Origin of the sequence: Corynebacterium sp. HMSC071B10 (assembly GCF_001814825.1) — a bacterium.
Taxonomy (GTDB): Bacteria; Actinomycetota; Actinomycetes; order Mycobacteriales; family Mycobacteriaceae; genus Corynebacterium.
On record NZ_KV818023.1, the window covers coordinates 1 to 25,009 of the forward strand.

The window sequence follows — 25,009 nt, forward strand, 5'->3', positions numbered from 1 at the left end:
ATGTGGCGCATTCACCCCTAGACCGGACGGGGACTTGTTCGACAACCCGGTTTCGTCATATAGCCCCGGGCGCGCCCCCACGGACCCCGCAGGCAAAAGCAAAACCCCGCCCTGCTGGGCGGGGTTCTTGCGGTGAGTCTTTTGCGAAACTACCCATCCACCTGCAACGGCACTAACCACAGTGGTGGTTTCCGTCGGTTTCCGTTCCCGGTTCCGTCGGCTAGTGGGGCTGAAGAGGTAGCGGGTGGTGTCACATCAGGAGGTTCGTCCCCAGCCCTAGCCTGTATCCGCGAGGGAGGCAGGCCAGCACCCCGACCGGAGACACACCCCGCCGCCAAAGTCACAAGCAAGTTTATGTTGCTGGAGGTCTACGCGACGCGCTTAGCGCATACGCTGTGACAGCCCATAGCGCGGAGCCAAAACCACCGCGCCCCTTGTTTAAGGAAGAGCCTGATTACTCGGGGATCTCGCTGAGTTGGGCCTCAATCCGATCCAACCGCTCGGTGATGTTGCGTAGGTGCTCCACGATGAGTTGGTTGGAACCATCGATCGCCGTCGCCGTTTCGCGTCGTGCGCTGGTGACGGTGCGTACCACCCAGACGGTAAGAGCAACGAAGATCGCGAGTGGTAGTGCGGCGGCGAGGATGACAAGAAATACGGTAGCGGTAAGTGTCACGAAGATTCCCTTTTCTGTTCTTGATTAATCAGGTGCCTAATGTGGTCTGGAGTTACTTCAAGCTGAAACGGAGCGACCCAGTAGTGCTTCCTCACTCGGCTCTCTCCGAGCTGTTCCAGGCCACTCTCGATGAGTCCAGCAGCTTCCAAGCGGTTGAGGTGCTGGTAGAGCAGTGGCCGAGACATCCCGAGTCGGCGGGCCAGCTCACTGACATGGGTCGAATCCGTCTCTAGGGAGGCGATAATTCGCAACCGAGGCTCACTTCCGAGAGCACTGAGCATCTGAGCGAGCCGTGCTGCGTCCATCATCCCTCCGTATTGTAATCGAACGATGTCAGGTGTAAGTATATGCTTACAGTCGGCGGTGTGCAAGTTCTGCCGGGTCTGGCGGAGACGCTGCCCGACTTAAGACGTGGCCGGTGTCCCATCACGTCCCCTCTTCACCCTCCCCAAGAAGAAACCCAGCCGCAGCACACACCACAGCTGGGTTCCTTCATGGCTTACAGCGTAGCCAGCAGCTACAGCCGCTCGATGTCTACATCGCCATCGAGAATCCTCGGCTCTACCTCCATGTGGATCCCGCGGTAGGGAAGTAGTGCGCGGATAATGTCGTGGGTGATGTCGATGCCTGGAGATGGTTCGTCCCGCAAAAGGTGGTACAGGCTAGGGCAGTAGTCCACGCCGGGAAACTCGTCCTTTGCTTCGGGAACGCACCCGTCCGGGTCAAAAGTCGTGCAGCGAATGATCAGGTCGTCGTGGACACTATTGGGCAGATTGATGGTGAGTCCTGGTGTGGTGGCAGACATGTCTGCAACCGTGGCCTCGTTTACAGACCGGGTAAGCGGGATTAGGCCACGGGCGGACTCACCGCCTTGGATGCGGGTGAGTCCCGCACGGTTTCCGTAAGTGTCGGCCAGGGTGACAAACGTGACGCGCACGGGGGCTGTGGCTACCGCGAGCGCCGAGAAGCCGGTGAGCGCTCGGTCGTCCTGGTCGGTGAACTGACCAGCCTCTCCGGTAAACGTCAGAGTGTGGTTGTAGAGCGCGGCGGTGGCCATTGACACCATGGTGCCTTCCACCTGCTTTCGCTCTCGCAGCGTGGCGGTGATGAGTTCGAGTTCATCCACGGTGGTTTCGGCGGTGAAGTACTGGCGGTACAGCGGTGCTGTGAGGTCAAGTGTGGACATGGTTCGTCCCCTTTCTTGTGTGGTGTGGACAGGTGCTGGGCGCAGCGTGCAGGCGATTAAATTGCGTATCCGCAAACTGTCCGCGCGGTGGATCGGGCTACATCGCGCAGGTACTGGAGTCGGTCGTGTATCGGTCGTAATTGCGTATCCGCAAACTGTCCCAACGGTGGTCACGCTAGACGACTCGGGTCGTGCGTCAAGCTCCACGCAGGTCGCGGGCTGGGCGGCTAACCACAACCGGGGGCAGTGAATCTACATGTTGGGGTGGCCTGTCCTTCAGGCCGCAAGACGGGACTGTGGTGGGCGTGGTGGGTAGGGTTAAGGCCGCGAATGTCGCCGCCTCGGGGGTACTAAATATGGCATGTCCCTTTGTCGATTGCCCCAACATGGTGTAGTGGTTCGTCTCGGCACCGATTGCGGAACCGCAAACATGCAGGTCATATAAGGAGTTTGTGTGACGTTGGCGAGATAAACCCACCGCCTTGCCAGATTGCAGATCGGCAAACAAGACTATGCGTAGCGGGATGCACTACTTGACTCTCAAGACGTAGCATCAGCTACACCCGCTGCACTCCACTCTCAAAGGTCAGGGAGGAAAGACCGAATGCCCAGCAACTACACCGCCGCCGACTACGAGGCGATCATCGCCAACTACACACCACACGCGGTTCGCTCAGAACCGTGGAGCCACGTTGCCGACTTCACCCGCGAGTGCGTGCGCGCACTTGACCTCACCCCGGACAACACCAGCCGCGACGCACTGCGCAACACGCTCAACTGCGTGTCCAAGCTCGCCGCCTGGGTCTGGGTGAGCTACGGCGTGGTCACCGTCGAGACCGTATTCCATCCCGACATCATCGGAAACTACTTCCTTGCCGGTGACGGCAAGAACCTCAGCCCATCTACCGCAGGAACCCAGCGCTCGCTACTGTGCCGGGCGGCAGAAGTGCTCAACGACGACTGGAATCCCGACTACCAGCACCCGATCACCTACGAACCAGCACTCCAGCCCTACGACAGCTACGCCACCGACCGGCTGTGGGACTGGGCTGAGTCGCAACCTACCGCCGCCCGCCGCCGCAACTTCACCACGGTGCTAGCGCTCACCCTGGGCGCGGGGCTACGCGCGGGAGAAATTTGTACGCTGCGCGGCAAAGACGTACGCGTTGACGGCGACGGAGTGCTGCTATTTCCGCACGGATACCGCGGTGCTGGCCCGCGCGAGGTACCACTGCTGAAAACTCATACCGAGGTACTTCAGCCGGTCATTATGGCGACCAGCCCGGAGGACTACCTGTTTAGGCCAGGCCGCGACAACGAGAATGTCAGCCAGCTCTCGGCCTATCTTCGCCGGGTAACACCGAGCACGTCGCCAGAGATGGTGCCGGATACCCGCAGGCTGCGCAACACCTGGATCATCGACCGCATTGCAGCCGGAGTTCCCGCTGATGTGCTGTGTGCTGCGGCAGGACTAAAGTCCTTGCATCAATTCGAGGATTATGTGGTTGAAGCCGGAGCTAACCGCCGCCACGCCTACCGGCTTCTTCTCGCCGGTGGCTCTGCCCACGGCACCACGGGTGGCGGGCTGTACGTGCTGTAGCGCAGCTCGCGGAGACTCCCTGGGCTATCCCTAGCGATTGCGGATGTGCAAAAAGCGTTTGCGGATACGCAAAACTGGTCTCATGGCGCGCAGTGCACACCAGGGACGAACCACCCTGTGACCTGCGGGTTTCTTAACGGACTGCGATAAGAAGGCACCGCCACCTATTTCATGGCGCGAGTGTGCTCACCTCGTGAGCCATGAACGACACGTCTGTAACTCACGCCCATCTCACCAGTGTCGGAAACATGCAGTTTCCAACCCTCGGGTCACTGACTGCCGTATCGGTAGCTGCTATGGCGCGGCCACAGGGATTGGCCTGTGGTGATCTCAATATTGGCGATGACACGTCCCGTCGGGATCATCTCGCCGCGGATGATCCGGGTGATGGTGGAGGTGGGGATACCGCAGGCCTCGGCCAAGTCCTTGGCGCTGGGGTAGCTCCCGTCCAGGGTGAGCTGCTGGACGTTGCGGGAAAAGTCCTGCAATTTCCGCATGACCGGATCTTGCACCCCGATGTTGGCGTGGGGCCAGCTGTCGTAGCGCCGAACCGGAGCCTCGGCGGGAAGGTCGGAAGCCACGAGACCACTTCCTTTGAACAAGAAGAAAAAGACGAACCACCTAAGTCTAAATACAGTGAGGTCTACGCTGTGATCGACACACTGACAACACGCGGATTACTGCCACCTACAACTCCCACCGTTCAGCGCAACCGCAAGCGCGTACTCGCAGCGTACTTTTGCTACATGCGCGACCGCTGGTACGACGACATTGACGTGGACGGCTGCATCTACCTGCTGCGTGATGGCGGAAAGATCCGCACCTACCTGCAAGCTAGAACAGCAGATTTATCCAAGCCCAGCCTTAATGCCACCCGCCGCATCCTCAACCGCTGCGCGAGCCATGTCATTGGGCTTAAAGGTGCACTGGAGTGGGCAGAAGAATTGCCGGAGGTCTTTTACCCAGCAGCTAAGGCTCAGCGTCTCGCCTACAACGCCAGCGAACTTATCCGAATCGACGACTGGGTTCACTCCCGCCCCCGCCGCGAATCGCGGCGCGTGGCCTGCATTATCGTGTCACTGGCCCTGGGCGCTGGCATGTCCACCGAGGAAATCTATCACTGCCGATACGGTGACTTCACCGACTTTGGCACAGTGCTGGCGGTTCATGCCCGCGGTGGTCGTGGGATAAAGCCGCGTGTAGTTCCGCTGACTGCCCCGTTCGACGACCTCATGCGCCCGGTGCTGCATGACGTGGGCGCGGATCGCAGGGACGAACCACTGGTGAAACCCAACTCGGCGCGCCGCCGCAACGATGCCACCGGCCCGCACCTGATTGCTGATTTCATTCACAAGACCAGCCAGAACCCATCGAGTACCGGCCTTGCCCCGACACTGCCCAGGCTGCGCTATACCTGGATTGCCGACCACGCCGCCGAGCGCGTGGACTTTGACCAGCTGGTCTATGCCACCGGAAACATCCAGCCCTTCCGCGACACGTTTCACCACATGATTGTCGAGTCTGGCGCGCTCACCGAGACCGAATACCGCGAGTGGATCGGTGGTAGTAGGGACGAACCGGACTACCCGCCGCTGCGACTCGTCGAACCGAATACAGGGGGCGAAGGGTAGGTGGCGAACTTCAACACCACGCCCACCCCGCTGCTTCGCCTGGACGGAGCCAGCGTGTCCTGGGCGCTGAGCATTATCGACCGCACCGACATCTGTCATCACCTGGCAACGTGGCGGCGCGTAGACGGCTACGACCCCTCCAAAGGAGGACGGCCAACAACCGTCACCGACCGCACCATCCTCGCGCTCTACCTCATTCTGGCCCGCTCTGGGCAACCCATGCACTTGACCACCATGACCACGCTGCTGGCCTCGCCTGACACGACAGACAAGGCCTTAGAACTCCTTAACCTGCCCAGCCGCGATAGGGCACGACGGGTAGGCGATAACTACGCCACCCAGCACAACATCTGGTACTACCGCCTGTGGCGCGCGCTGCACAGCTTCCTGCACGTCGTAGACCCATTCGACAACATCACTCACCACGCCCGGCTTACCCGCAGCGAGTTCAATCGGCTGATGGACGAACAATCCACTGAGCGGCGCGAAGAAAAGTGGCAGCGCGCCACCTACGTGTTCAACGAGCTGGTCATGGCCAGTACCCAGGACATGCCCGAAGAGTACCGAGCCAACTGGCAGGGAGACCTCACCCTAGACGGAACGCTGATTCCAGGCGTGCGCCGCGGGAACAACCGATGGACGAACCGGCCGGACGATCTCATGTCCTCCGAGCCGGAGGCAGGCTGGTACTCCCGTGACGAGCGACAGGAAACCCACGGTGAAAACAAGCGCAGGAGGAACGCCAAGCACGTCTGGGGCTGGGAGGCCACACTGGTTGCCGGAGTAATCCGAGACCAAGGCCCATATCGTCAGCCACACCTGATTATGGGCATGGCTTTCGACCGGCCAAGCCACAACCCGGCGATCCGTGGGCTGGAAGCTATGAGGCATTTAGCGGAAGATCCTGAGACACCTAAGGGCATAGCGGTGGGCGATCGTGCGTACTTCGCGGTGGCTAAGACCAAAGACTTCCATGAACCACTGCGTAAAAAGGGATACACGCTGGTGGGAGACTACAAAACCAACCAGCTGGGAAAGCGCGGATCCTATGAAACCATGGGGTTAGTTGAAGGCCACTGGTATTGTCCTGCCATGCCGAAACCTCTGGTAGAAGCCACCGAAGACTTCTACGCCGGGCGTATTGATGAGGCCACCTACAACCAGCGGATCAACGAGCGCCGCGCCTTTGCCATGCGAAGAAAAGGCAAGGATCTAGCCGGTGACAGTCAAATGTTTATCTGTCCTGGCCGAGGTAAAGGAAAGACACTGGCATGTCCCTTGGTGGAAAAGAGTCAGCGTCAGGACGCGAGAGACAAAGGACTGCCCACCATCTCCGGGCCAAATCTGATTGCTGCACGCAAAGAAAAAGGAAAGTGCTGTACCAATAAGGCCTCGGTAACCATCCCTAATAGTCAAGGTATGCGCTACCGCCAAACTGGCCCTGCTTTTAAGACACCGGAATGGAAGAAGGTGTATGGCACGTGGCGCAATGTGATTGAAACGCGTAATGACTATGTGAAGAACAACCGCGGCGGTGCTGCAATTGGTGACCATACGAGGAGGCCTGTACGAGGTTTTGCTGCGGCCTTCTTCTATACGGCTTTAGGTGTGGTTGCGGCCAATGTATCTATGATTCGGCGTTTTCTTGGCCGGGTGGAAAGGGATGAAAAGACCCCGCCACCTGAACGCCATGAGCCACAGCCGCCGCGCGATCCGGCGCGCGAGAAGGCAAGCCCGAACGCGCCGCCTGCGCGCGAGGCTGCTTAAGACCAACTGAATACTTTTATCCATCTAGCTCGGAAAACCGATATGGGGTTCCGGGCTAGAAGTCGTTTTAGAGGGGACGAACCATGCTGTGTTCCTTATTAGTCAACGGGTGGATCAGAGCGAAAACGACTAAACCCACCGCGGTGAAGCGGTGGGTTTAGCTATGCGGAGCAGTTTCGCAAATGATTTAAGCTAGATTCGCAAAACCGTCGCGGTCAGTGGTCGGGATAACAGGATTTGAACCTGCGACCTCCTCGTCCCGAACGAGGCGCGCTACCAAGCTGCGCCATATCCCGGTTGTATCTACTCTGCTGAGCGGTACCTGGGATACTTTAGCCTAGCGCCTCGGTTTGGCCAAAACGCCTGGTCAAGCCAAGCGGGAGCGCTCAGTCACGCGCAGCAGCGCAGCCGAGGGCGGGCAGAACAGGCGCACGGGCGCGTACTTGGAGGTCCCCAGCCCGTTGGAGACTTCCATCCACATCTTGCCGTAGCGGTGCAGGCCGGAGGCGCGCTTTCTGTCGATGTCCGCGTTGGTCACGATGGCGCGCTCGCCGGGCAGGCAGATCTGCCCGCCGTGGGTGTGTCCGGCGAGCGCCAGGTCGTATCCGTCTGCTTCGAAGCGGTCGAGGACGCGTCGATAAGGCGCGTGCAGCAGGCCGATGGACAGGTCCGCGTCCGAGTTGGGGGCGCCCGCGATGTCCTCGTAGCGGTCGAGGTCGTGGTGGGGGTCGTCCACCCCGGCCAGGGCGAGGCGCACGTCGCCGACCTTGAACTCGAGGCGCTGGTGGGTGGCGTCGCGCCAGCCGCGCTCGACAAACGCGGCCCGCATGCCCTGCCACGGCAGATCCACGTAGGAGGGCTCGCGCTTCTGGTCCAGCAGGTACTTGAAGGGGTTGACCGGCTTCGGTGCCCAGTAGTCGTTGGTGCCGAAGACGAAGGCGCCGGGGCGGTTGAGTAGCGGACCGAGCGCGTCGAGGACCCAGGGCACGCCGCGCAGGTCGGAGAGGTTGTCGCCGGTGTTGATCACGAGGTCCGGCTCGAGCGCGTCGAGGGAGGAGACGAACTCCACCTTGCGTTTCGCGCCCGGGATCATGTGCAGGTCCGCGATGTGCAGGATGTCAAAGGAATCCTTCCCGCGCAGGGTGCCGGGTGCGAGCAGGGGCAGCTCGTACTCCTTGAGCTGGAAGTTGGTGGTCTGGGTCGCGCCGTAGGCCAGGGTGCCCAGGCCTGCGGTGCCGAGGCCACCGATGGTCGAGGCGAGTTTCTTCAACGTAGTCACCCGCCTCACCTTAGTGCGCGACCGCAGGGAGATGGGTGTTTCGCGTATCGTTTGAAGGCATGAGTGCATTGAAAGAACAGATTCGCGCAGACCTGAAAGAAGCCATGAAGGCGAAGGAGAAGGAGCGCACCGGCACGATCCGGATGCTGCTCGCCGCGATCCAGACCGCGGAGACCGAGGGCACCAAGCACGAGGTCACCGACGAGGACATCCAGAAGATCATCGCCCGCGAGGTGAAGAAGCGCCGCGAGTCGGCGGAGATCTACTCGCAGAACGGCCGCGAGGACCTCGCGGAAAGTGAGCTCGCGGAGGCGGAGATCCTGGCCGGGTACCAGCCGAAGCAGCTTGACGACGCGGAGCTGGACGCCCTCGTCGAGGCCGCGGTTGAAGCCACCGGGGCGACCTCCATGGCGCAGATGGGCCAGGTGATGAAGGAGGCCACGGCGAAGGCCGCGGGCCGCGTCGACGGCAAGCGCCTCTCCGGCGCGGTCAAGGCTCGCTTGAGCCAGTAGCCAGTAGCTAGTTGCCGCCGAGCATGTTGGTGAGGCTGTCGGCGGCATCACTGAGCTGGCGCTCGATGTCGCCTAAGTCAACCGGAGCCTGGTCGGCCTGCGGCGCGGGGGCAGAGGAGGGCGCGCTGGGGGCAGGGGAAGCCGACGCGGTAGAGGCAGACGCGCTGGGGGCACCGGCGCCGTCGGAGACGTTGAGCGTGATCAGGCTGCCCGGGGGCAGGTTCGGATCCGCGGGGACGGCGGAGACCACGCTGTTGAAGGGGGCGCCGCCGCCGGAGACCATCGTCACCGTCACGGTGTAGCCCTGTCCCTGGAGGCGGGAGCGGGCGGCGGTGGCGTCCATGCCTACGACGTCGTCAATCGCGCCGCGCTTGGTGCCGCGGTCGAAGTTGCGCGAGGGGCTCGGGATGCCTGCCGCGGCCGCGCCGGGGACGCCGTGGGCGGTCTGGAACCAGGTGTTCGCGGCCTCGTTGCCGCCGAAGAGGTCGCCGTAGCTGCACTGGCGCACGGGCGCGCTGCACAGCGGCGTGGTCTGCGTGCCGTCGTTGAAGATGTAGCTGGCCGCGGCCATCCCGTTGGTAAAGCCGAGGAAGGCCGAGGACTGGTGCGACTCGGTCGTGCCCGTCTTGGCAGCGACCGGCGCGGTCCAGCCGTTGGCGGCAGCGGCGTCCTTGGCCGTGCCGCTCTTCGTATCGTGCGACATGCCCTGGGCGAGCGCCCCGGCGACCTCGGGGTCGATGGCCTGCTCGCAGTCGGGGCGCTCGATGTAGACCTCCTGGCCGTGCTTGTCGCGCACGGACTTAATCGGGTTCGGCTCGCACCAGCGCCCGTTGGACGCCAGCGAGGCACCCACGTTGGACAGCTCGAGGGCGTTGACGGCAGTGGGGCCGAGGACGAAGGCACCCATGTTGTCGTCCTTGGCAGCCTGCGCAACCGAGCGGCCGTCCCCGAAGGAGTTCTCGTCGAGGTAGGAACGCAGCCCCAGGCGCACCGCGATATCGACGGTGCGGGGCACGCCTACCTGCTGTACCAGTTCGATGAAGGTGGTGTTGGGGGACTGCGCCAAAGCGTCGCGAAGCGAGAGGCGCGGCTTGTACACACCGGCGTTTTCCACGCAGTAGGCATCCGGCGGGCAGTTCGCGGCGCCGCCCTTGCCCATGCCGTAGACCACGGAGCGGGTCGGGGTCTCGAGCATCGTGTCGAGTCCGTAGCCCTGCTCGAGCGCGGCCGCGGCGGTGAAGATCTTGAACACGGAACCGGCGCCGTTGCCCACCATGGAGGTCGGCTGCGGCATGATCGTCTGGCTCTGCTCGAGCTCCAGGCCGTAGTAGCGCGAGGACGCCATGGCGAGGATGTCGCGCGAGTCGGTGCCGGGCTTGATCACGTTGATCACCTCGGCAACCCCGTGGGTGTACGGGCTGACGTTGTTGCGGGCGGCGCGTACCGTCGCCGCCTGGATCTCCGGGTCGAGGGTGGTGGTGATGGTGTAGGAGCCGCGCTCGAGTTCCTCCTGGGGCAGGCCCTTGTCCGCCAGGTAGCGCAGGACGTAGTCGCACATGAAGCCGCTGTCCTCGGCGGTGAGGCAGCCGTCGGGAAGCATGCGCGGCTTGTCCACGAGCCCTAAGGGCTTGCCGGCGAGCCGGTCGGCCTCGGCCTGCTCGAGGTAGCCCTCGACCGCCATGTTGTTCAGCACGGTGTTGCGGCGTGCGGTGGCCCCCTCCGGGTTGGTGTAGGGGTTCAAGTACTCCACCGACTGCAACAGCCCGATCAGCAGTGCCGCCTGGTCGGGCGTGAGCTTTGCCGCCGAGGTATCGAAGTAGGTGCGGGCCGCCGCCTCGATGCCGTAGGCGTGGTTACCAAAGGAGACCAGGTTGAGGTAGCGGGTGAGGATCTCGTCCTTCTCCAGCGTCTTGTCTAAATCCGAGGCCATACGCATCTCGCGCAGCTTGCGGGGAATCGACTGCTCCGTGGCGGCGCGCGCGGCGTCCTCGTCTTGGGCCTCGACGAGCCACAGATAGTTCTTCACGTACTGCTGGTCGATGGTGGAGGCACCCTGCTCCACGCCGCCGGCGAGTACATTGGTCACCATGGCGCGGGCAAAGCCCTGCATGTCGACGCCTTCGTGCTGGTAGAAGCGGCGGTCCTCGGTAGAAACCAGGGCGTCCTTGGCGTACTGCGAAATCTTCTCGCTGGGCACCTCGTAGCGGCGCTGGTTGTAGATCCAGGCGATGGGGGTGCCGTGCGTGTCCGTAATAGTGGTGACACCGGGGACGTCGCCGCCGGACATGTCGGACAGGTTTGACTGCATTGTCTCGTCGGTGCGGGCGATGGCCATGCCGCCGAGGCCGGCGAGCGGGGCCAGGCACAGCGCGATTGCCACCCCGGCCGCGACGAGCGCGGCAAGCAGTTTTCCGAAGGAACTCAATGCAGACACGCCTTTACCTTAAATGATCGTTTTGGTTCAGGGGAATGGGTCACTCCCCCCATATATGTGATGCATTCGACAGGGTCGGGGGTGTGTGAATACACTTACAGATGCAAAATGCATACAGGGTTTGCAAAGCTTGCTCGGCTGTATGTGCGTTTCCCTTCTGGAAATTGCTGCATATAAAGGGTGACGCGATGTGGCTCTGCGTGGCGCGCGCGGTATTATAACTTGCGCGTCGATGAGAATTATGCACGAACGCTCTCCCGAAAGGAGCCCGATAATGACGACGACACTTGGACGCACCGGCCTGCGCAGCGGACTCAATGGAATCCGTACGGCCTCTACGACCTCGCGAAAGAGTGACGCTGCGGGCAACCTTGAGTTTGACCGCGGGGAGTGGGTCACCCAGGCGCACTGCCGCAACGGGGACCCGGACGCGCTGTTCGTGCGCGGTGCAGAGCAGCGCAAGGCCGCGGCGATCTGCCGCCGTTGCCCGGTGCAGATGGAGTGCTGCGCGGACGCGCTGGACAATAAGGTCGAGTTCGGCGTGTGGGGCGGGCTCACCGAGCGCCAGCGCCGCGCGGTGCTGCGCAAGAACCCGCACGTGACTGACTGGGCAGAGTACCTGTCCTCCGGAAAGGAAATCGAAGGGCTCTAACGCCCGTACGCCTTGCGGCCTGGCACGGTAGGGTGGTCGCCATGAAGAAATGGGAATACGCCACTGTGCCGCTACTTACTCACGCCACGAAGCAGATCCTGGATACTTGGGGCGAGGACGGGTGGGAGCTCGTCTCCGTCACCCCGGGTCCGAATCCGGAGAATGTTGTCGCATACCTGAAGCGAGAGGTGGAGTAACACAATGACTGCTACGTGGACCGCAAAACTTTCCGAGCTCGGCATCGAGCTGCCCAACGTCGCCGCCCCGGTGGCCGCCTACGTGCCCGCCACCAAGGTGGACAACCAGGTGTGGACGTCGGGCCAGCTCCCGCTTATCGACGGGGCGTTGCCCGCCACCGGCAAAGTCGGTGCCGAAGTCAGCGCAGAGGATGCCTACGGCTACGCGCGCCAGGCGGCGCTGAACGCCATTGCCGCGGTGGACGCGCTGGTGGGCGTGGACAACATCGCGCGCGTGCTGAAGATCGTCGGCTTTGTTGCCTCTGAGCCGTCGTTTACCGGCCAGCCCGCCGTGATCAACGGTGCCTCTGACCTGATGAAGGAGGTCTTCGGGGACGCCGGCGAGCACGCGCGCTCCGCCGTGGGCGTTGCCGTGCTGCCGATGGACACCCCGGTTGAGGTGGAACTCGTCGTGGAGCTGAAGGAAGACGCCTAAACGGGGTAGGGTTGGAACCATGAAGCACCCTGCTTACAGTCAGTTGCGCCCTGTCACGACTTCCGCCGCTGTCGTTTTGGCGCCGAACCCCAGTTATGCGGCGCTTGAAGGTACGAACTCCTGGGTCATCCGCGACCCGGAGGATGAGTACAGCATTGTGGTGGATCCGGGCCCGGCGGATGAGGGGCACCTGAACGTGCTGCAGGCGAAGGCCGACAAGGTTGCGCTCATCCTGCTGACCCACCGCCACCACGACCACGCCGACGGCGCGGAGCGTTTCCGTCAGCTCACCGGCGCGCCGGTCCGCGCATTCGACCCGCAGTACTGCAACGGGGCGGAGCCGCTGGAGGACGGCGAGGTCATCTCGGTCGACGGCGTGACTCCGAAGGTGCAGGTCGTGCACACCCCGGGCCACACGAAGGACTCCGTGTGCTTCTTCGTCTACACCCACGAGGTGGAGGACGGGGAGCTCGAGGGCATCATCACCGGCGACACGATTGCGGGCCGCCACACCACCATGATTTCTGAGACTGACGGTGACGTGGGCGAGTACCTGGACACCCTCGAGATGCTGGAGTCGCGCGGCAAGGACGTCATGCTGCTGCCGGGCCACGGCCCGGAGAACGAGGACCTGTCACAGTTCGCGCGCAAGTACATTGACCGCCGCAACCAGCGCCTCGAGCAGATCGAGCAGGCGTTGAAGGAGCACGGCGCGGACGCGGACATCAACACCCTGGTCGACGCGATCTACGACGATGTTGACCCGGTGCTGCGCGGCGCTGCCGAGCAGTCCACCCGCGTGGGGCTGCGTTACCTGCAGAACCAGAAGTAAGCGCCCCTTTTTAAGGCCAAGAAAAACTGCCCCGGTTCCGATTGGAGCCGGGGCAGTTTTTGTGCGTCTCGACAGCCGCTAGCGTGCGCGGCGGGCGAGGTGCTCGGTGTTGACGATGAGCACCGACTTGCCCTCCAGCTTGATCCAGTCGCGGTGGGCGAAGGTGGCGAGCGCCTTGTTCACCGTCTCGCGGGAAGCGCCGACCAGCTGCGCGATCTCTTCCTGGGTGAGGTCGTGGTTGACGCGCAGCGCGCCGCCCTCCTGCACGCCAAAGCGGTTCGCCAGCTGCAGCAGGGTCTTGGCCACGCGACCCGGCACGTCCGTAAAGATGAGGTCTGCCAGCGAGGCATTCGTGCGGCGCAGGCGGCGGGCGAGCACGCGGAGCAGCTGCTGGGAGATCTCCGGGTGCTGGGCGATCCAGTCCTTGAGCATCTCGGAGTCCATCGTTGCCGCGGTGACATCGGTGACGCAGACCGCGGAGGAGGTGCGCGGGCCCGGGTCGAAGATGGACAGCTCACCGAACATGTCGGAAGGACCCATCACGGACAGGAGGTTCTCGCGGCCGTCCGGCGCGTGGCGGGCGAGTTTCACCTTGCCGTCGACGATGATGTAGAGCCTGTCGCCCGGCTCGCCCTCATCAAAAATAGTGGTGCCGCGCGCGAACGTGACAGTCTCCATCTCGTTGATCAGGGTGTCGACCGCCTCAGCGTCGACGCCCTGAAAGATGCCGGCCTTGGCTAGCGTGTCCTGAATGCTTTCCATAGATCCTCCTCAAAAACGGCGGTGAGGCCCTCGCCCTCGTGGTTTGAGTCACCAAAGTCAGTTTTTTAGGGCGCGGTCACAACTTCACAAGGCAGACTCTACCAGTCGCGGCCGCTCGCGGGGGCATAAGGGAAGACTTTTTCGGGGTGCTTGCGGCGAGGACGCCGATTCTCTGCTACACGCTGGGGGCTTCCGGGTTCACCGCGACGGCTTCGAGGCGTTCCATGCCCATGGTGAACATGCCGAGGGCGAGTGGCAGGGCTGCGACGAGGATTACGGTCATAGGCCCATCGTACGTGTGCGATAGCATGGCGTGCATGTCACACACCCCTGCTCCCGAGCCCCGCACGCCCCTGCCCACCCCGCAGCGGCGGCGTCGGCCGGGCACGCACCCGGCGGCGAAGGGGAAAGAAACGCCGCTGGGGCGCACGCGCCGCGCGCGCCGGATCAACCGCACCCTGGCGCTGACTTTCCCGGAGGCCCGCGCGGAACTGGACTTTTCCAACCCGCTGGAGCTGCTCGTGGCGACGGTGCTCTCCGCGCAGACTACCGACGTGCGCGTCAACCAGGTCACCCCGGCGCTGTTCGCGGCCTACCCCACCGCTGCGGCCTACGCCACGGCCGATGTCGCCGAGGTCGAGGAGCTGATCCGCCCGACCGGCTTCTACCGCGCGAAGGCCGCCAACCTGGTCAACCTGGGAAAGAAACTGGTCACCGACTTCGGCGGCGAGGTACCGGAGGCGCTCGAGGATCTGGTCAGCCTGCCCGGGGTGGGGCGCAAGACTGCGCACGTGGTGCGCGGCAACGCCTTTGGCAAGCCGGGGCTGACCGTGGATACGCACTTCCAGCGCCTGGTCGGGCGGCTGAAGCTGAGCGAGCAGCAGGACCCGGTCAAAATCGAGCGGGAGATCGCCGAGCTGATCCCGGCCAAGGAGTGGACCATGTTTTCGCACCGGCTGATCTTCCACGGCCGGCGCATCTGCCACGCGCGCACGCCCGCGTGCGGGGCGTGCCCCATCGCCTTCGACTGCCCCTCCTTCGGCGCGGGACCGATCGAGCCGGAGGAGGCCGAGGCGCGCGTGACCGGCCCGGAGCGCGAGCACATCCTCGCGCTTGTGCACGGGGAGGAGGACTAAGCGTTGAAAAAGACAGTGTGGGCCAGCGTCGTCGGCGCGATTGTGGTGGCGTGCGCGCTTGTCGCCGGTGCTCTGTTTCTGTTGCGCCCGGCGGAGACGGGCGGCGGGGAGAGCGTGGCGTCGAGAAGCGAAGAGGCCCCTGTCGCCGAGCGGCCCGACTGTGTTGCGGGCGGCGTGGGCGGCGTCGACCTGCCCTGCCTCGGCGGCGCGGAGGTGTCCAGCGAGCACGCTCCTGTGACGGTGGTCAACGTGTGGGCCTGGTGGTGCGAGCCGTGCCGGGCGGAGCTGCCCGTGCTGGAGCGCTACGCCGCCAGCCACCCGGATTACGACGTCGTGGGCGTGCACGCGGATGCGAACGCGGCCAACGGCGCGGCCTTCCTCAACGATGTCGGCGTGGAGCTTTCCAGCTACCAGGACGATTCGAACGCGTTCGCCGGCACGCTCGGCCTGCCGGGCGTTGTGCCGATCACGGTGGTCTTCCGCGACGGGCAAAAGGTCGGCGCGCTGGCGCAGGCCTTCGAGACAGAAGAGGAGCTGGCGCGCGCCGTCGAGGAGGTGCTCGCGGGCAATGCTTAACGACGTCACGCTCCAACCCGAGCACGCACCACAGTGGCTCAAACCGCTCGTGGAAAAACTCCAGCACGACACGCACCGCTCGCGGGCCCGCCGCCTGCTGGGCGAGCGCGTGCCGCAAGGCGCGCCGGAGGGGGACGACGAGGCGGCCGTGCTCATCCTCTTTACCGGCGATGCGGACGCGGACACCGTGCCGGACGACGCGCACGTGCTGATCACGCACCGCACCCCGCGCATGCGCAGCCACTCCGGCCAGATGGCCTTTCCCGGCGGGCACATCGACGTCGGCGATCGCGGGCCGGTGGACGCCGCGCTGCGCGAGGCCTGGGAGGAAACCGGCCTGGACCGCAGCCGCGTCGTGCCCCTGGCCACGCTTTCCACGGTGACCACCGGCGGGAGTGGGCGGCGCGTGCGACCCGTCGTCGCGTACGCCGCGCGCCCCGGCGAGACGTATGTGGCCAGCCCCTTTGAAACCGACGACGTGTTCTTCACAGCGGTGCGCGATCTCGTCGACCCCGCCAACCGCCTGCAGGTGGGCCGCGGCCGCTACGCCGGACCCGCGTTCCGCACCGGCTGCTACGTGGTGTGGGGTTTTACCGCAGCGCTTTTGTCCGTGCTGCTGGAGCAGGCGGGCTGGGCGCGCGCCTGGGACCGCACGCTTCACGATTTGGACGCCGTGCTTGCGCGTTCCTGTAATGGTGAGCCGCGCTACGCGCGCTAGACTGCAACGAGCTATGCGGCCCTTGCGCGGGCGCATTCGTAATGGAGAAGGAGTACGCAGCAGGTGACAGGACACGTGATCGTAGACCTGGTGGCTGTGGTACTCATCCTCGCCGCGGTGATCAGCGGCTGGCGGCAGGGCCTGATCGCGGCGATCTTTACCGCGCTCGGTAGCGTGGCCGGGCTCGTCGCGGGCTACTTCGCCGCGCTGCTGGCGGTCAACTACGTCGACGGCCAGGGCATGCGGACCATCGTGTTTCTGTCGGTGGTCGTGGTGTTCGTGGGCCTGGGCAACCTCGCCGGCTCCTACGCTGGCGACACGCTGCGCCCGTCGGCGCGCTGGGCACCTGCCCGCGCTCTGGATTCGGTCGCGGGGGCTCTGCTCCAGGCGATCGCGACGGCGCTCGCGCTGTGGATCGTCACGGTTCCCCTGATCAGCGGCCTGCCCGAGCAGCCGAGTGAAGCACTGCGGCAATCGCGCGTGCTTTCGCTTATCGACGCCACCATCCCCGAATCTTTCGTCCAACTCCCCGCAAAAATGTCCTCCCTGCTGCACGAGACGGGCATGCCACCGCTGGTCTCCCCGTTCCGGACAGACGCGGCAAGCGAGGTCGACGCCCCGAACCCGGACGCGGTCACCTCGAAACTTGTCGAAGCCAGTCGCCCGAGCGTGGTGCACGTGGTGGGCGACTCGCAGACCTGCCACCACCGGCTCATGGGCAGCGGCTTCGTCATCGCCGAAGACTACGTACTGACCAACGCGCACGTGGTGGCGGGCACGCAGTCGGTGTCGCTGGATACCGTGGTGGGGGCCAAGCCCGCCGACGTGGTGTTCTACGACCCGGAGGTAGACATCGCCGTCCTCCACGCCACCCAGCTCGGACTCCCCGAACTGCACTGGGCCAACCGCGAGCTGCGCCACGGCAACGACGCGGTGGTGATGGGCTTCCCGGACTCCGGCCCCTTCGCCGCCACCGCCGCACGCGTGCGCAGCAAACTGGAGATCAGCGGCCCCGACATCTACACCACCGGCCGCATCGAACGGAGCGCCTACACCATCCGCGGCGACGTCCGCCAAGGCAACTCCGGCGGACCGCTTCTGAACACGGAAGGCCAGGTCGCCGGCATGATCTTCGGCACCGCGACCGACGTCGATGAGACCGGCTACGCCCTGACCGGCGCGCAGGTCCGCGAGCGGGTCGGCGAGGTGGAGAAACTGACGACGCCCGTGGACACCCGCTCCTGCGTGGTGGGGTAGCGCCGGTTTTCTTGGGCTGGTTGGGGGTCTGTGTTGGGAGTCTGGCTGGGTGTCCCGCTGGGTGTCCGCTTGGGCGTCTAAACGGAGCTAGCTCCATTTGGGTGCGCGGTGCGTGGAAAACGCCTGGTCGTGGGAAGCCGGAACTGCTAAATGGAGCTAGCTCCATTTAGATCTGGGTCGTCCGGAAAACGCCTGGTCGTGGGAAGCCGGGGTTGCTAAACGGAGCTAGCTCCATTTGGATTTGGTCCGCCCAGATTTGGTCCGACCAGTGCGAGCGCCTACGCGTCCAGGCGCTGGCCGACGGTGGACACGAACGCCTGCGGGGCGACAACGTGCGCCAGCGGTCCGAGATCGAGGGCCTCGCCGCGGACGTCCCCGCCGCGTCCGCGGAGGCGGTGGGTGGCCAGGATGTGGGGCAGTGCGTTGTCGATGCGGCGTGCGCGCAGCCGTAACGCGAGCGCTTCTTCGACGTCGGCGGTGTGAGGACTGGTCTCCACGAGTGCGCGCGCAAAACCGCTCCGCCACGCGCGGTCGAGCACGTCGCGGCCCCGCGGCAGCCGCTGCAGCACGCGGGCGGGCGCGTGGCGCAGGAGCAACGGCAGCGGGGGCTCGGCGGGCAGCGTGAGGGTGCGGCGGACGAGGTGCGGGGCGGCTTCCGCGAGCGCGGAGGCGATGACCGCGCCGGTGTCTGCGGCAATGATCGTGGCCTCGGTGTGGCCGAGGGTTGCGATCGCGCCTTTGAGATCGCCGCGCAGGAGGTGGAGTGTGTCGCCGCTGCGCGGGGCGGGCTTGTCGGACAGGCCAAAGCCCCGCTGGTCCAGGGCGGCTACGTGGTAGCCCAGGCTGGCGAGCGGGGCGATCGTGTGGCGGAAGTCGAACCAACCGCCGTAGGCACCGTGCAGGAGCACGATCAGCGGGTCGGTAGGCGCACCCGCGACCGCGGCGTGCAGGCGCACGCCGCGGGTGTGCAGCATCCGGTGCCGGAAATCCCCCGGCAGGTCAACGACCGAGGGCGGCGTGGGGCGGGGGCGCTGCAGGGGAAGGCTACTTTTCTACGGAGGTGTACAGGCCGCTGGAGTCCTTGGTCAGGTTCTTCTGCGCCTGACCCGGGCGGAGGTGCTTCAGCTCGTTGACGGACTCGATGGTCTTCTCCGGCGCCTTGATCTTCTTCACCTTCTTGAAGCCGATGAAGGCGAGCAGGCCAGCCAGGGCGATCATGATGAGGAAGACGATCAGGAAGGCCCAGCCGCGGTGCATCCAGGAGGCCAGCATCTCGGCCAGCGCGAAGAAAGCGAAGAAGGAGGAGTACAGGGCGATCACGCCCGCGACGGCGAACAGGCCACCGCCGACGGCACCCTTCTTTACCTCGCCGACGATCTCGGTCTTCGCCAGCTCGATCTCGCCGCGCACGAGCGTGGAAACCTGCTCGGTGGCGTTGGAGACCAGGGTGCCAATGGAATCGCGGCCCGGCTGGGTCGTATCGGTATCGCGCAGCGGAATGGAATTCACCTTGCCGGAAACCGCTGTGGATCCGCTGGTGTACAGACCGTCGTTGCTCACTGTTGTGTCACCTTCCTGCATGTCGCGCCGGGAGCGGGGCAGTTACGTGCCCGCGCTCGGCGCGCGTGAAGCATTCTGTTTCAAGTATTGTCCACAACGACTTTAGCTATAGTCACTCGTTTGTGCCCGTATTGGGGCCGGACGAATGCGTAGCCGATTGCGGTGAGCCGGGTGCCACAAGGCCGGTTTTGGTAGGGTGGCGCGCAATGAAAGCGCTGAAAGTCCTTGGCAAAATCTTCCTCGCGCTGGTGGCAGCGCTGCTTATCCTTGCGCTCGTGGTGGTGGGGCTGCGCGCGTACAACCACCACACCTATCCGGTGCTGTCGCAGGGTTTTGGTGGGGAAGGAAAGGCGCGCGAGGAGGCGTCGATAAGCACTGCCCCAATCGAGGGCGAGCAGGTCAGCGGTGTGCACCTGAGGCCTGCGGAGAAGACGCATCCTGGTGTGGTGGTCGTGTACGGCGGCTCCGAGGGCGGGCGCGATGCACCGCGCGCGCAGTGGCTGGCCAGCGAGGGTTTTGAGGTGCTGAGCATGCACTTTTTCGGCCAAGCGCAGCAGGAGCCGTTGCTGGCGAACGTGCCGCTGGAGCAGTTCGACGAGGTGAGCGACTACATTGCGGAGCACACGGGCGGCGGGCCGGTGACGGTGATTGGTACGTCGAAGGGCGCGGAGTTTGCGGAACTTCTGGCGGCGAAGGGCTTTGCAGTGGACAATCTGGTGGCGTTCGTGCCCTCGCATTACAGTTACTCGGGGCTCGGTGAGCAGGGGAGATACGAGGCCCCCAGCTTTACCTACCAGGGCGAGCCGGTGCCCTTTGCGTCCTTCCGCACTGGGTCGATCGCGGTCGGCCTGAAGCTGGCGTGGGACATGGCCACTGGCTACCCGCCGTCGTACCGTGCGACATACGAGAACGCCGCCGAACACGCGGAGGAGGCGGCAAAGATCGACCTTGCCGGGTTCGGCGGCAACGTGTTGCTGTTCGCGGGCGAGGACGATCAGATGTGGCAGTCCGACGTGGCCGCCCGCGAGCTGGAGCAGCAGAGCGAGCGCATTGAGGCGCACGTGTACCCGGACGCGGGGCACATCTTCTTTGAGGATTCGGACAAGGTGCCGCACGGCTGGCAAATCATGTTCGGCGGCACCCCGGCGGGCAATACGGCGGCGTACGAGGACTCGCGCGCGGTGCTGCTCGAGCGCCTCGCGCAGTGGCACGGGGCGCAGTAGGGGGCAGTATTTACGCGGAGCGGTTTTCGCGGATGACGGCGCGGGTGACCAGCGTGCCGACGACGGCGAGGGCTGTCAGGCCCGCGATCACGCCTGCGCCGATGCCCACCTCGCGGGCGTTCGGCATCTGGATCAGCGGCTCCGGGTTCTTGAAGGTGCGCAGCTCCCAGCCCTTAGACATCGCGTGTTTGCGCAGCGCGCGGTCCGGGTTCACGGCCACCGGGTTGCCCACCGCAGCGAGCATCGGGATGTCGGTGGCGGAGTCGGAGTACGCGTAGCTGCGCGCCAGGTCGTAGTCGTGCTCGCGGGCGAACTGCTCGATAGCCTCGGCCTTCGCGTCGCCTTTGAGGTAGCGCAGGATGGTGCCGGTGAGCTTGCCGTCGACAACCTCGAGCGTGGTGGCTACGACGGTGTCCACGCCCAGCTCGGCGGCGATCGGTTCGACCAGGATGTCGGCGGAGGCGGAGATGATGATTACCTCGTGGCCGGCGGTGCGGTGCTCGTCGATAAGCTCGCGCGCCTCGCTGTAGATCGCGGGCGCGACGACGTGGTGCATCGTGTCGGTGGTGATGCGGGTGACCTCGTCGACGTCCCAGCCCTTGATCAGCTGGCTGAGGTGGTCGCGCGAGGCGTCCATCTGGTCGCTGGAGTGCCCGACGAGCATGTAGCTTGCCTTGGAAAGGTAGAGGTCAAGCGCGTCCTGGCGGGTGATCAGCCCGTTGTTGAAGAACTCTTTGCCGAAGGCATAGGCAGACGACGTCGCGATGATCGTCTTGTCTAGGTCGAAAAATGCCGCCACCGGCCTACGAGTTGCCATGGGGGTAAGTCTAACCCCGAATCCTCTGTAGAGCCTCAGCATGCCTCGTGCAAATGCTGAGACGCATGTGCATGGTGTGCCGAAGTTATCCACAACACGCGCATTTTGGATGGGCGAAATGGGCAAGTTATCCACAGATTTCCTGGGGGCCTTGCGGGTGTGGGTTTCGCGTGTCATCCTTTTGGCATGAATCAAACACAAGAAACGAATCGCAATTGGGGGCGGACGATCGTCGTGGCGGTCGACGACCCGCTCCTCCATCCCGAAGCTACCCACCTCGCTGCCGCTGCCGGCCATTCTGTCGTGGACGTGACCGACCCCGGCATGCTTGCCGCGTATGCGGAGAAGGCGTTCGCCCTGCTTATCGACGCCACGTGGGCACCACACCTCACGCATCAGCGCCACCGCAACGTCTTCGTCGTCGCCGGCAGTCTGGACGTGGCCGAAGCGTACCCAGGCGCTTTCGTCCTGCCCGCCCAGGCCGGCGACCTGCTCGTCGCGCTCGGTGAGCTCTACCGCACCCCGGAGCGTGCAACCGAAACCGGCACCATCATTGCCGTACTCGGCGCAGGCGGCGGGGTGGGCGCATCCGTGCTTGCCTGCGCGCTTGCCCGCAGCCGCGCGGATGAAGCTACGCTTATCGACGGCCACCGCCTCTCCGGCGGACTCGACCTCCTTTTAGGCATCGAGGAACACCCGGGCGCGCGCTGGGGCGAGATCGCCCTCGGCGAGGGGGCGGTGGAGCGCGCCGATGTGCGCCGCGCCCTGCCCGCCACCAAGGACGGGTGCGCGGTGCTGACCTTTGCCCGCGGCACGGTCGCCGACCCGTTTCGGCTCACGCCCGGCGAGCTCGACCGGGTTTGCACCGCGGTGGGGACCTCCGGGCTGACTGTGTTAGACATCCCCGTTGACCTGCTGCCTGCCCGCTGTGACCTCGCCGTCATTGTGGTCACCCCAACGGTGCGCTCCGTGTGCGCGGCCTCCCAGCTGGTACTCGAGTGCAACGCGGCAGGTGTGCCGCACACGCTGGTGTTGCGGGAGGGCACCTGGCAAGGTGTCGACGATCATGGCGTGGCCCGCGCGACCGGCTCGCGCATCTGCCAACGCGTCCCCACCCTGCGCCGCCTGCCGCGCGCGGTGGATACCACGGGCCTGCCCGCGCGCCTGCCCGCCCCGCTGCGCCGCGCCGCCGACGCCGTGCTCGCGGAGGTGGCCTGATGGAGACCAGCGAGATCCTCGCGCGCGTCCAGCGCCGGCTTGCCGACGAGCACACGCACCCCAGCCCCGACCGCCTCGCCGCCCTGATCCGCGAAGAGGCCGTGGTGATCAGCGACCTCGACGTGCTCGCACTGATGCGCAAGCTACGCGACGACACGACCGGCGCTGGCCCCCTCGAGCCGCTGCTTGCCGCGGGCGACGTCACCGACATCTGCGTCAACGGCCCCGACCAGGTCTTCGCCGACCGCGGGCACGGCCTGGAGCGCTGCGAGATCACCTTCGAAACCGAGGAGGCAGTGCGCGCGCTGGCCACTCGCCTCGCGCTGAGCTGTGGGCGCAGGCTTGACGACGCCCAACCGTTCTGCGACGGCCACCTCACCCGCGACGACGGCACCCTGCTGCGCTTCCACGCCATCTTAAGCCCCACCGCGAAGGTGGGCACCTGCCTCTCCCTGCGCGTACTGCGCACCGCCACCGCCTCCCTCGACGAGCTGGAGGCGCGCGGCTCCATCGACGGGGCGGTGGCCGGGGTACTGCGCGAAATGGTTGCGCGCCGCCGCGCCTTCCTCGTCGTCGGCGGTACCGGCTCCGGCAAAACCACGCTGCTGTCCGCCTTGCTCGCCGAGGCCGACCCGTCCGAGCGCATCATCGCCATCGAAGACACCCTAGAACTCACCCCGCACCACCCGCACGTGCTGAACCTCACCACTCGCGCGGCCAACGCCGAGGGTGCCGGTGCGATCTCCATTGCAGATCTCGTGCGCCAGGCGCTGCGCATGCGGCCGGACCGGATCGTCGTCGGCGAGATCCGCGGTGCCGAGGTCGTCGACCTGCTCGCCGCGCTCAACACCGGCCATGACGGGGGCGCGGGCACCCTGCACGCGAACTCCATCTACGAGGTCCCAGCCCGGCTGGAGGCGCTCGCCGCCCTGGGTGGTCTCGACCGCGCCGGGCTGCACTCCCAGCTCGCCGCCGCTGTCGACGCCGTCGTGGTGGTCAAGCGCGGCCCCGACGGCAGGCGCTTCGTCCACCAACTCGGCGTACTTGAGGGCCAACCCGTCACCGCGCGTGTGGTGTGGGACAGCGAGACCGGCGCGGCCGCGGGATTCGAGGAGCTGATCCGATGAACCCCCTCATCTTCCTCGCCGCCGCCGCGGTGCTGCACGCCCCCGCGCCTGCGAGCCGCCTCGGCGCTGATGCTGACCAGCCACGCCAGCGCGGGTGGCGCTCGGCCCGAGTGCAGGCCTGGGCCTGGAGTGGGGTCAGCGTGGTCGCGTTCGGGCTCATCGTCGCCGAGCGCATTACGGTGGTGATCGCCGTGGCGCTCGCTGGGGCCACTGCCATAGATGCGGTGCTGCGTCGCCGTCAGCAGCGCAGTGAGGCACGCGGGGCCCGCGTGACCGCGGACTTTTTGGGCCACGTGGTCTCCAACTTGGACGCCGGCGCACCCCTAGAGCGTGCTTGCGTCACCGCTGCAGAGAGGCTTCCCGACGACGCGCCGCCGCAGCTTCAACGCGACATCCACCGGCTCAACCGGCGCTTGCGCGCAGGCCAGTCCGTCGGCACCGCGATGGAGAGTGAGCAGCCAGAACTTCGGCGCCTGGTCACCCTGTGGCAGCTGGCGCAGCGCCGCGGCGTGCCGGTGGCCAACCTGCTGCGCACCGCGCGCGACGAGCTCGACCGGGCCCAGCGCCACCGCGCCGCCACCACCGCCGCACTCGCCGGGCCGCGCACGACCGCGACTGTGCTCGCCGCGCTGCCGCTGGCAGGCATCGGCATGGGCGCGGCGATGGGGGCCAACCCGATCGGCTTGCTCACCTCCGGCGGGCTTGGTGGGATTCTGCTCGTTGTCGGCACCGCGCTGGTGTGCGCCGGGGTCTGGCTTTCCCGACTCATCATCGAAAGGGCGGCGCAATGATCTCCCTGACCACAGCATTTTTCCTCGCGGCCGCGCTTGTGCTGCCGCCGGTGTGTCCCGACGTACGCGTGAAGTACCTACGCGGCGACGGTCCGAAGACCCCGCGAGACGGTCCTCGCGGGGCCGCACCGCCCGTAAACGCGCACCGCGCAGCGGCAGACATCACCCTGTTTGCTGCCTGTTGCGAAGCGGGGCTTCCGCTGGCCACCGCCGCCGCAGCCGTCGCCGACACGTACGAAGAGGCAGACGGCGAACCCGGCAGCGCCTGGCACACGGTCGCCGCGCTGACGGCGCTCGGAGTCAACCCCGAGCGCGCCTGGAACGAGCTCCACCCACTCCCGGGCGGTGCGGAGCTCGCCGGGCTTGTGGCCTTATCCAACTCTTCCGGTTCCGCCATCGTCGCAGGCTGTTCGCGCATCGTCGAACGCCTGCAGGCAGAGGCGGCGGACGAAGCGAAGGAGAAGGCGGAACGTGCCGGGGTACTCATTGCCATCCCGCTGACCGCCTGCTTTCTCCCGGCGTTCTTCGTCCTCGGGCTCGCGCCCGCCGTGATCAGCTTGGGTAGCGCCATGTTGCACTAGAC

At 65.4% G+C, this 25,009-nt stretch carries 27 protein-coding genes and 1 tRNA gene; 17 read left to right on the forward strand and 11 right to left on the reverse strand.

Annotated features, from left to right (window positions below; genetic code table 11):
- Nucleotides 1–454: 454 nt before the first annotated feature.
- The 3 genes from HMPREF2990_RS09890 to HMPREF2990_RS09900 form a co-directional block, all read right to left on the reverse strand.
- Nucleotides 455–676, reverse strand: coding sequence for a hypothetical protein (locus HMPREF2990_RS09890; RefSeq protein ID WP_005323143.1), 222 nt, complete (start codon nt 674–676; stop codon nt 455–457).
- Nucleotides 673–984: an ArsR/SmtB family transcription factor gene (locus tag HMPREF2990_RS09895; RefSeq protein WP_005323142.1), complete on the reverse strand. Its 312-nt coding sequence runs from the start codon at nt 982–984 to the stop codon at nt 673–675. The genes HMPREF2990_RS09890 and HMPREF2990_RS09895 overlap by 4 nt, the downstream gene beginning before the upstream one ends.
- 209 nt (nt 985–1,193) lie before the next feature.
- Nucleotides 1,194–1,862: a hypothetical protein gene (locus tag HMPREF2990_RS09900; RefSeq protein WP_070764473.1), complete on the reverse strand. Its 669-nt coding sequence runs from the start codon at nt 1,860–1,862 to the stop codon at nt 1,194–1,196.
- A 604-nt stretch (nt 1,863–2,466) separates the two neighbouring features.
- Here HMPREF2990_RS09900 and HMPREF2990_RS09905 point away from each other — a divergent pair.
- Entirely contained in the window at nt 2,467–3,462 is a 996-nt protein-coding gene (locus HMPREF2990_RS09905; protein ID WP_070764474.1) for a tyrosine-type recombinase/integrase, read from the forward strand.
- A gap of 269 nt (nt 3,463–3,731) precedes the next feature.
- On the opposite strand, the gene HMPREF2990_RS12520 is transcribed toward HMPREF2990_RS09905, so the two are convergent.
- Nucleotides 3,732–3,959 (reverse strand): helix-turn-helix domain-containing protein, encoded by a 228-nt coding sequence (locus HMPREF2990_RS12520; RefSeq protein WP_141757878.1) that lies wholly within the window; start codon nt 3,957–3,959, stop codon nt 3,732–3,734.
- Nucleotides 3,960–4,112: 153 nt separating this feature from the next.
- Here HMPREF2990_RS12520 and HMPREF2990_RS12525 point away from each other — a divergent pair, with 153 nt between their 5' ends.
- Entirely contained in the window at nt 4,113–5,093 is a 981-nt protein-coding gene (locus HMPREF2990_RS12525) for a hypothetical protein (RefSeq protein WP_141757879.1), read from the forward strand.
- Nucleotides 5,094–6,860, forward strand: a complete 1,767-nt coding sequence (locus HMPREF2990_RS09915) for a hypothetical protein (RefSeq protein ID WP_070764475.1) — start codon at nt 5,094–5,096, stop codon at nt 6,858–6,860.
- A gap of 219 nt (nt 6,861–7,079) precedes the next feature.
- Here HMPREF2990_RS09915 and HMPREF2990_RS09920 read toward each other — a convergent pair.
- A tRNA-Pro gene (locus tag HMPREF2990_RS09920) sits at nt 7,080–7,156 on the reverse strand.
- 71 nt (nt 7,157–7,227) lie between these two features.
- Nucleotides 7,228–8,139, reverse strand: a complete 912-nt coding sequence (locus HMPREF2990_RS09925) for a metallophosphoesterase (RefSeq protein WP_371575973.1) — start codon at nt 8,137–8,139, stop codon at nt 7,228–7,230.
- A gap of 59 nt (nt 8,140–8,198) precedes the next feature.
- Between HMPREF2990_RS09925 and HMPREF2990_RS09930 the strand changes: the two genes are divergently transcribed.
- Nucleotides 8,199–8,651, forward strand: coding sequence for a GatB/YqeY domain-containing protein (locus HMPREF2990_RS09930; RefSeq protein WP_070764476.1), 453 nt, complete (start codon nt 8,199–8,201; stop codon nt 8,649–8,651).
- 7 nt (nt 8,652–8,658) lie between these two features.
- On the opposite strand, the gene HMPREF2990_RS09935 is transcribed toward HMPREF2990_RS09930, so the two are convergent.
- The gene (locus HMPREF2990_RS09935) at nt 8,659–11,085 is read right to left on the reverse strand and encodes a transglycosylase domain-containing protein (protein ID WP_070764477.1); all 2,427 of its coding nucleotides are present in this window, start codon (nt 11,083–11,085) and stop codon (nt 8,659–8,661) included.
- 274 nt (nt 11,086–11,359) lie between these two features.
- Between HMPREF2990_RS09935 and HMPREF2990_RS09940 the strand changes: the two genes are divergently transcribed.
- Genes HMPREF2990_RS09940 through HMPREF2990_RS09950 form a run of 4 tightly spaced genes read left to right on the forward strand, consistent with a single transcriptional unit; the run spans nt 11,360 to nt 13,241 of the window.
- Nucleotides 11,360–11,737: a WhiB family transcriptional regulator gene (locus HMPREF2990_RS09940; protein ID WP_083317134.1), complete on the forward strand. Its 378-nt coding sequence runs from the start codon at nt 11,360–11,362 to the stop codon at nt 11,735–11,737.
- A 41-nt stretch (nt 11,738–11,778) separates the two neighbouring features.
- Nucleotides 11,779–11,934 carry a Sp36 family protein gene (locus HMPREF2990_RS12760; RefSeq protein ID WP_168167142.1) on the forward strand — a complete coding sequence of 52 codons (156 nt, stop codon included), beginning with the start codon at nt 11,779–11,781 and terminating at the stop codon, nt 11,932–11,934.
- Nucleotides 11,935–11,938: 4 nt separating this feature from the next.
- Nucleotides 11,939–12,409, forward strand: coding sequence for a RidA family protein (locus HMPREF2990_RS09945; RefSeq protein ID WP_070764478.1), 471 nt, complete (start codon nt 11,939–11,941; stop codon nt 12,407–12,409).
- A gap of 19 nt (nt 12,410–12,428) precedes the next feature.
- Nucleotides 12,429–13,241, forward strand: a complete 813-nt coding sequence (locus tag HMPREF2990_RS09950) for an MBL fold metallo-hydrolase (protein WP_070764479.1) — start codon at nt 12,429–12,431, stop codon at nt 13,239–13,241.
- Nucleotides 13,242–13,319: 78 nt separating this feature from the next.
- Here HMPREF2990_RS09950 and glxR read toward each other — a convergent pair whose 3' ends face one another.
- On the reverse strand, nt 13,320–14,003 hold the full coding sequence (glxR, locus tag HMPREF2990_RS09955) for a CRP-like cAMP-activated global transcriptional regulator GlxR (RefSeq protein WP_070764480.1): 684 nt from the start codon (nt 14,001–14,003) through the stop codon (nt 13,320–13,322).
- Nucleotides 14,004–14,320: 317 nt separating this feature from the next.
- Between glxR and nth the strand changes: the two genes are divergently transcribed.
- The 4 genes from nth to HMPREF2990_RS09975 all read left to right on the forward strand — a co-directional run bounded on the left by nth (nt 14,321) and on the right by HMPREF2990_RS09975 (nt 17,690).
- On the forward strand, nt 14,321–15,139 hold the full coding sequence (gene nth / locus HMPREF2990_RS09960; protein WP_070764481.1) for an endonuclease III: 819 nt from the start codon (nt 14,321–14,323) through the stop codon (nt 15,137–15,139).
- A gap of 3 nt (nt 15,140–15,142) precedes the next feature.
- Nucleotides 15,143–15,715, forward strand: a complete 573-nt coding sequence (locus tag HMPREF2990_RS09965; protein ID WP_070764482.1) for a TlpA family protein disulfide reductase — start codon at nt 15,143–15,145, stop codon at nt 15,713–15,715.
- On the forward strand, nt 15,708–16,433 hold the full coding sequence (locus HMPREF2990_RS09970; protein WP_070764483.1) for an NUDIX hydrolase: 726 nt from the start codon (nt 15,708–15,710) through the stop codon (nt 16,431–16,433). The genes HMPREF2990_RS09965 and HMPREF2990_RS09970 overlap by 8 nt, the downstream gene beginning before the upstream one ends.
- A 63-nt stretch (nt 16,434–16,496) precedes the next feature.
- Entirely contained in the window at nt 16,497–17,690 is a 1,194-nt protein-coding gene (locus HMPREF2990_RS09975) for a MarP family serine protease (protein ID WP_070764484.1), read from the forward strand.
- 278 nt (nt 17,691–17,968) lie between these two features.
- On the opposite strand, the gene HMPREF2990_RS09980 is transcribed toward HMPREF2990_RS09975, so the two are convergent.
- Both HMPREF2990_RS09980 and HMPREF2990_RS09985 read right to left on the reverse strand, forming a co-directional pair.
- Nucleotides 17,969–18,664 carry an alpha/beta fold hydrolase gene (locus HMPREF2990_RS09980; RefSeq protein ID WP_070764485.1) on the reverse strand — a complete coding sequence of 232 codons (696 nt, stop codon included), beginning with the start codon at nt 18,662–18,664 and terminating at the stop codon, nt 17,969–17,971.
- Between the two features lie 70 nt (nt 18,665–18,734).
- Nucleotides 18,735–19,250, reverse strand: a complete 516-nt coding sequence (locus HMPREF2990_RS09985; protein ID WP_070764486.1) for a phage holin family protein — start codon at nt 19,248–19,250, stop codon at nt 18,735–18,737.
- 206 nt (nt 19,251–19,456) lie between these two features.
- Here HMPREF2990_RS09985 and HMPREF2990_RS09990 point away from each other — a divergent pair, with 206 nt between their 5' ends.
- A complete protein-coding gene (locus HMPREF2990_RS09990; protein ID WP_070764487.1) occupies nt 19,457–20,473 on the forward strand; it encodes an acyl-CoA thioester hydrolase/BAAT C-terminal domain-containing protein in 1,017 nt (338 codons plus the stop codon).
- A 10-nt stretch (nt 20,474–20,483) separates the two neighbouring features.
- Here the strand turns inward: HMPREF2990_RS09990 and HMPREF2990_RS09995 are convergent, their stop codons facing one another.
- On the reverse strand, nt 20,484–21,290 hold the full coding sequence (locus HMPREF2990_RS09995; protein ID WP_070764488.1) for an HAD family hydrolase: 807 nt from the start codon (nt 21,288–21,290) through the stop codon (nt 20,484–20,486).
- A gap of 186 nt (nt 21,291–21,476) precedes the next feature.
- Here HMPREF2990_RS09995 and ssd point away from each other — a divergent pair, with 186 nt between their 5' ends.
- From ssd to HMPREF2990_RS10015, 4 genes are read left to right on the forward strand one after another with little or no spacing between them, the layout of a single operon-like run.
- A complete protein-coding gene (gene ssd / locus HMPREF2990_RS10000) occupies nt 21,477–22,508 on the forward strand; it encodes a septum site-determining protein Ssd (RefSeq protein ID WP_070764489.1) in 1,032 nt (343 codons plus the stop codon).
- Complete coding sequence (locus HMPREF2990_RS10005) at nt 22,505–23,635, forward strand: TadA family conjugal transfer-associated ATPase (protein ID WP_371576029.1); 1,131 nt, start codon at nt 22,505–22,507, stop codon at nt 23,633–23,635. The genes ssd and HMPREF2990_RS10005 overlap by 4 nt, the downstream gene beginning before the upstream one ends.
- Nucleotides 23,632–24,426 (forward strand): type II secretion system F family protein, encoded by a 795-nt coding sequence (locus HMPREF2990_RS10010; RefSeq protein ID WP_070764491.1) that lies wholly within the window; start codon nt 23,632–23,634, stop codon nt 24,424–24,426. The genes HMPREF2990_RS10005 and HMPREF2990_RS10010 overlap by 4 nt, the downstream gene beginning before the upstream one ends.
- Nucleotides 24,423–25,007, forward strand: a complete 585-nt coding sequence (locus tag HMPREF2990_RS10015) for a type II secretion system F family protein (RefSeq protein WP_070764492.1) — start codon at nt 24,423–24,425, stop codon at nt 25,005–25,007. The genes HMPREF2990_RS10010 and HMPREF2990_RS10015 overlap by 4 nt, the downstream gene beginning before the upstream one ends.
- The last annotated feature ends 2 nt before the right edge of the window (nt 25,008–25,009 follow it).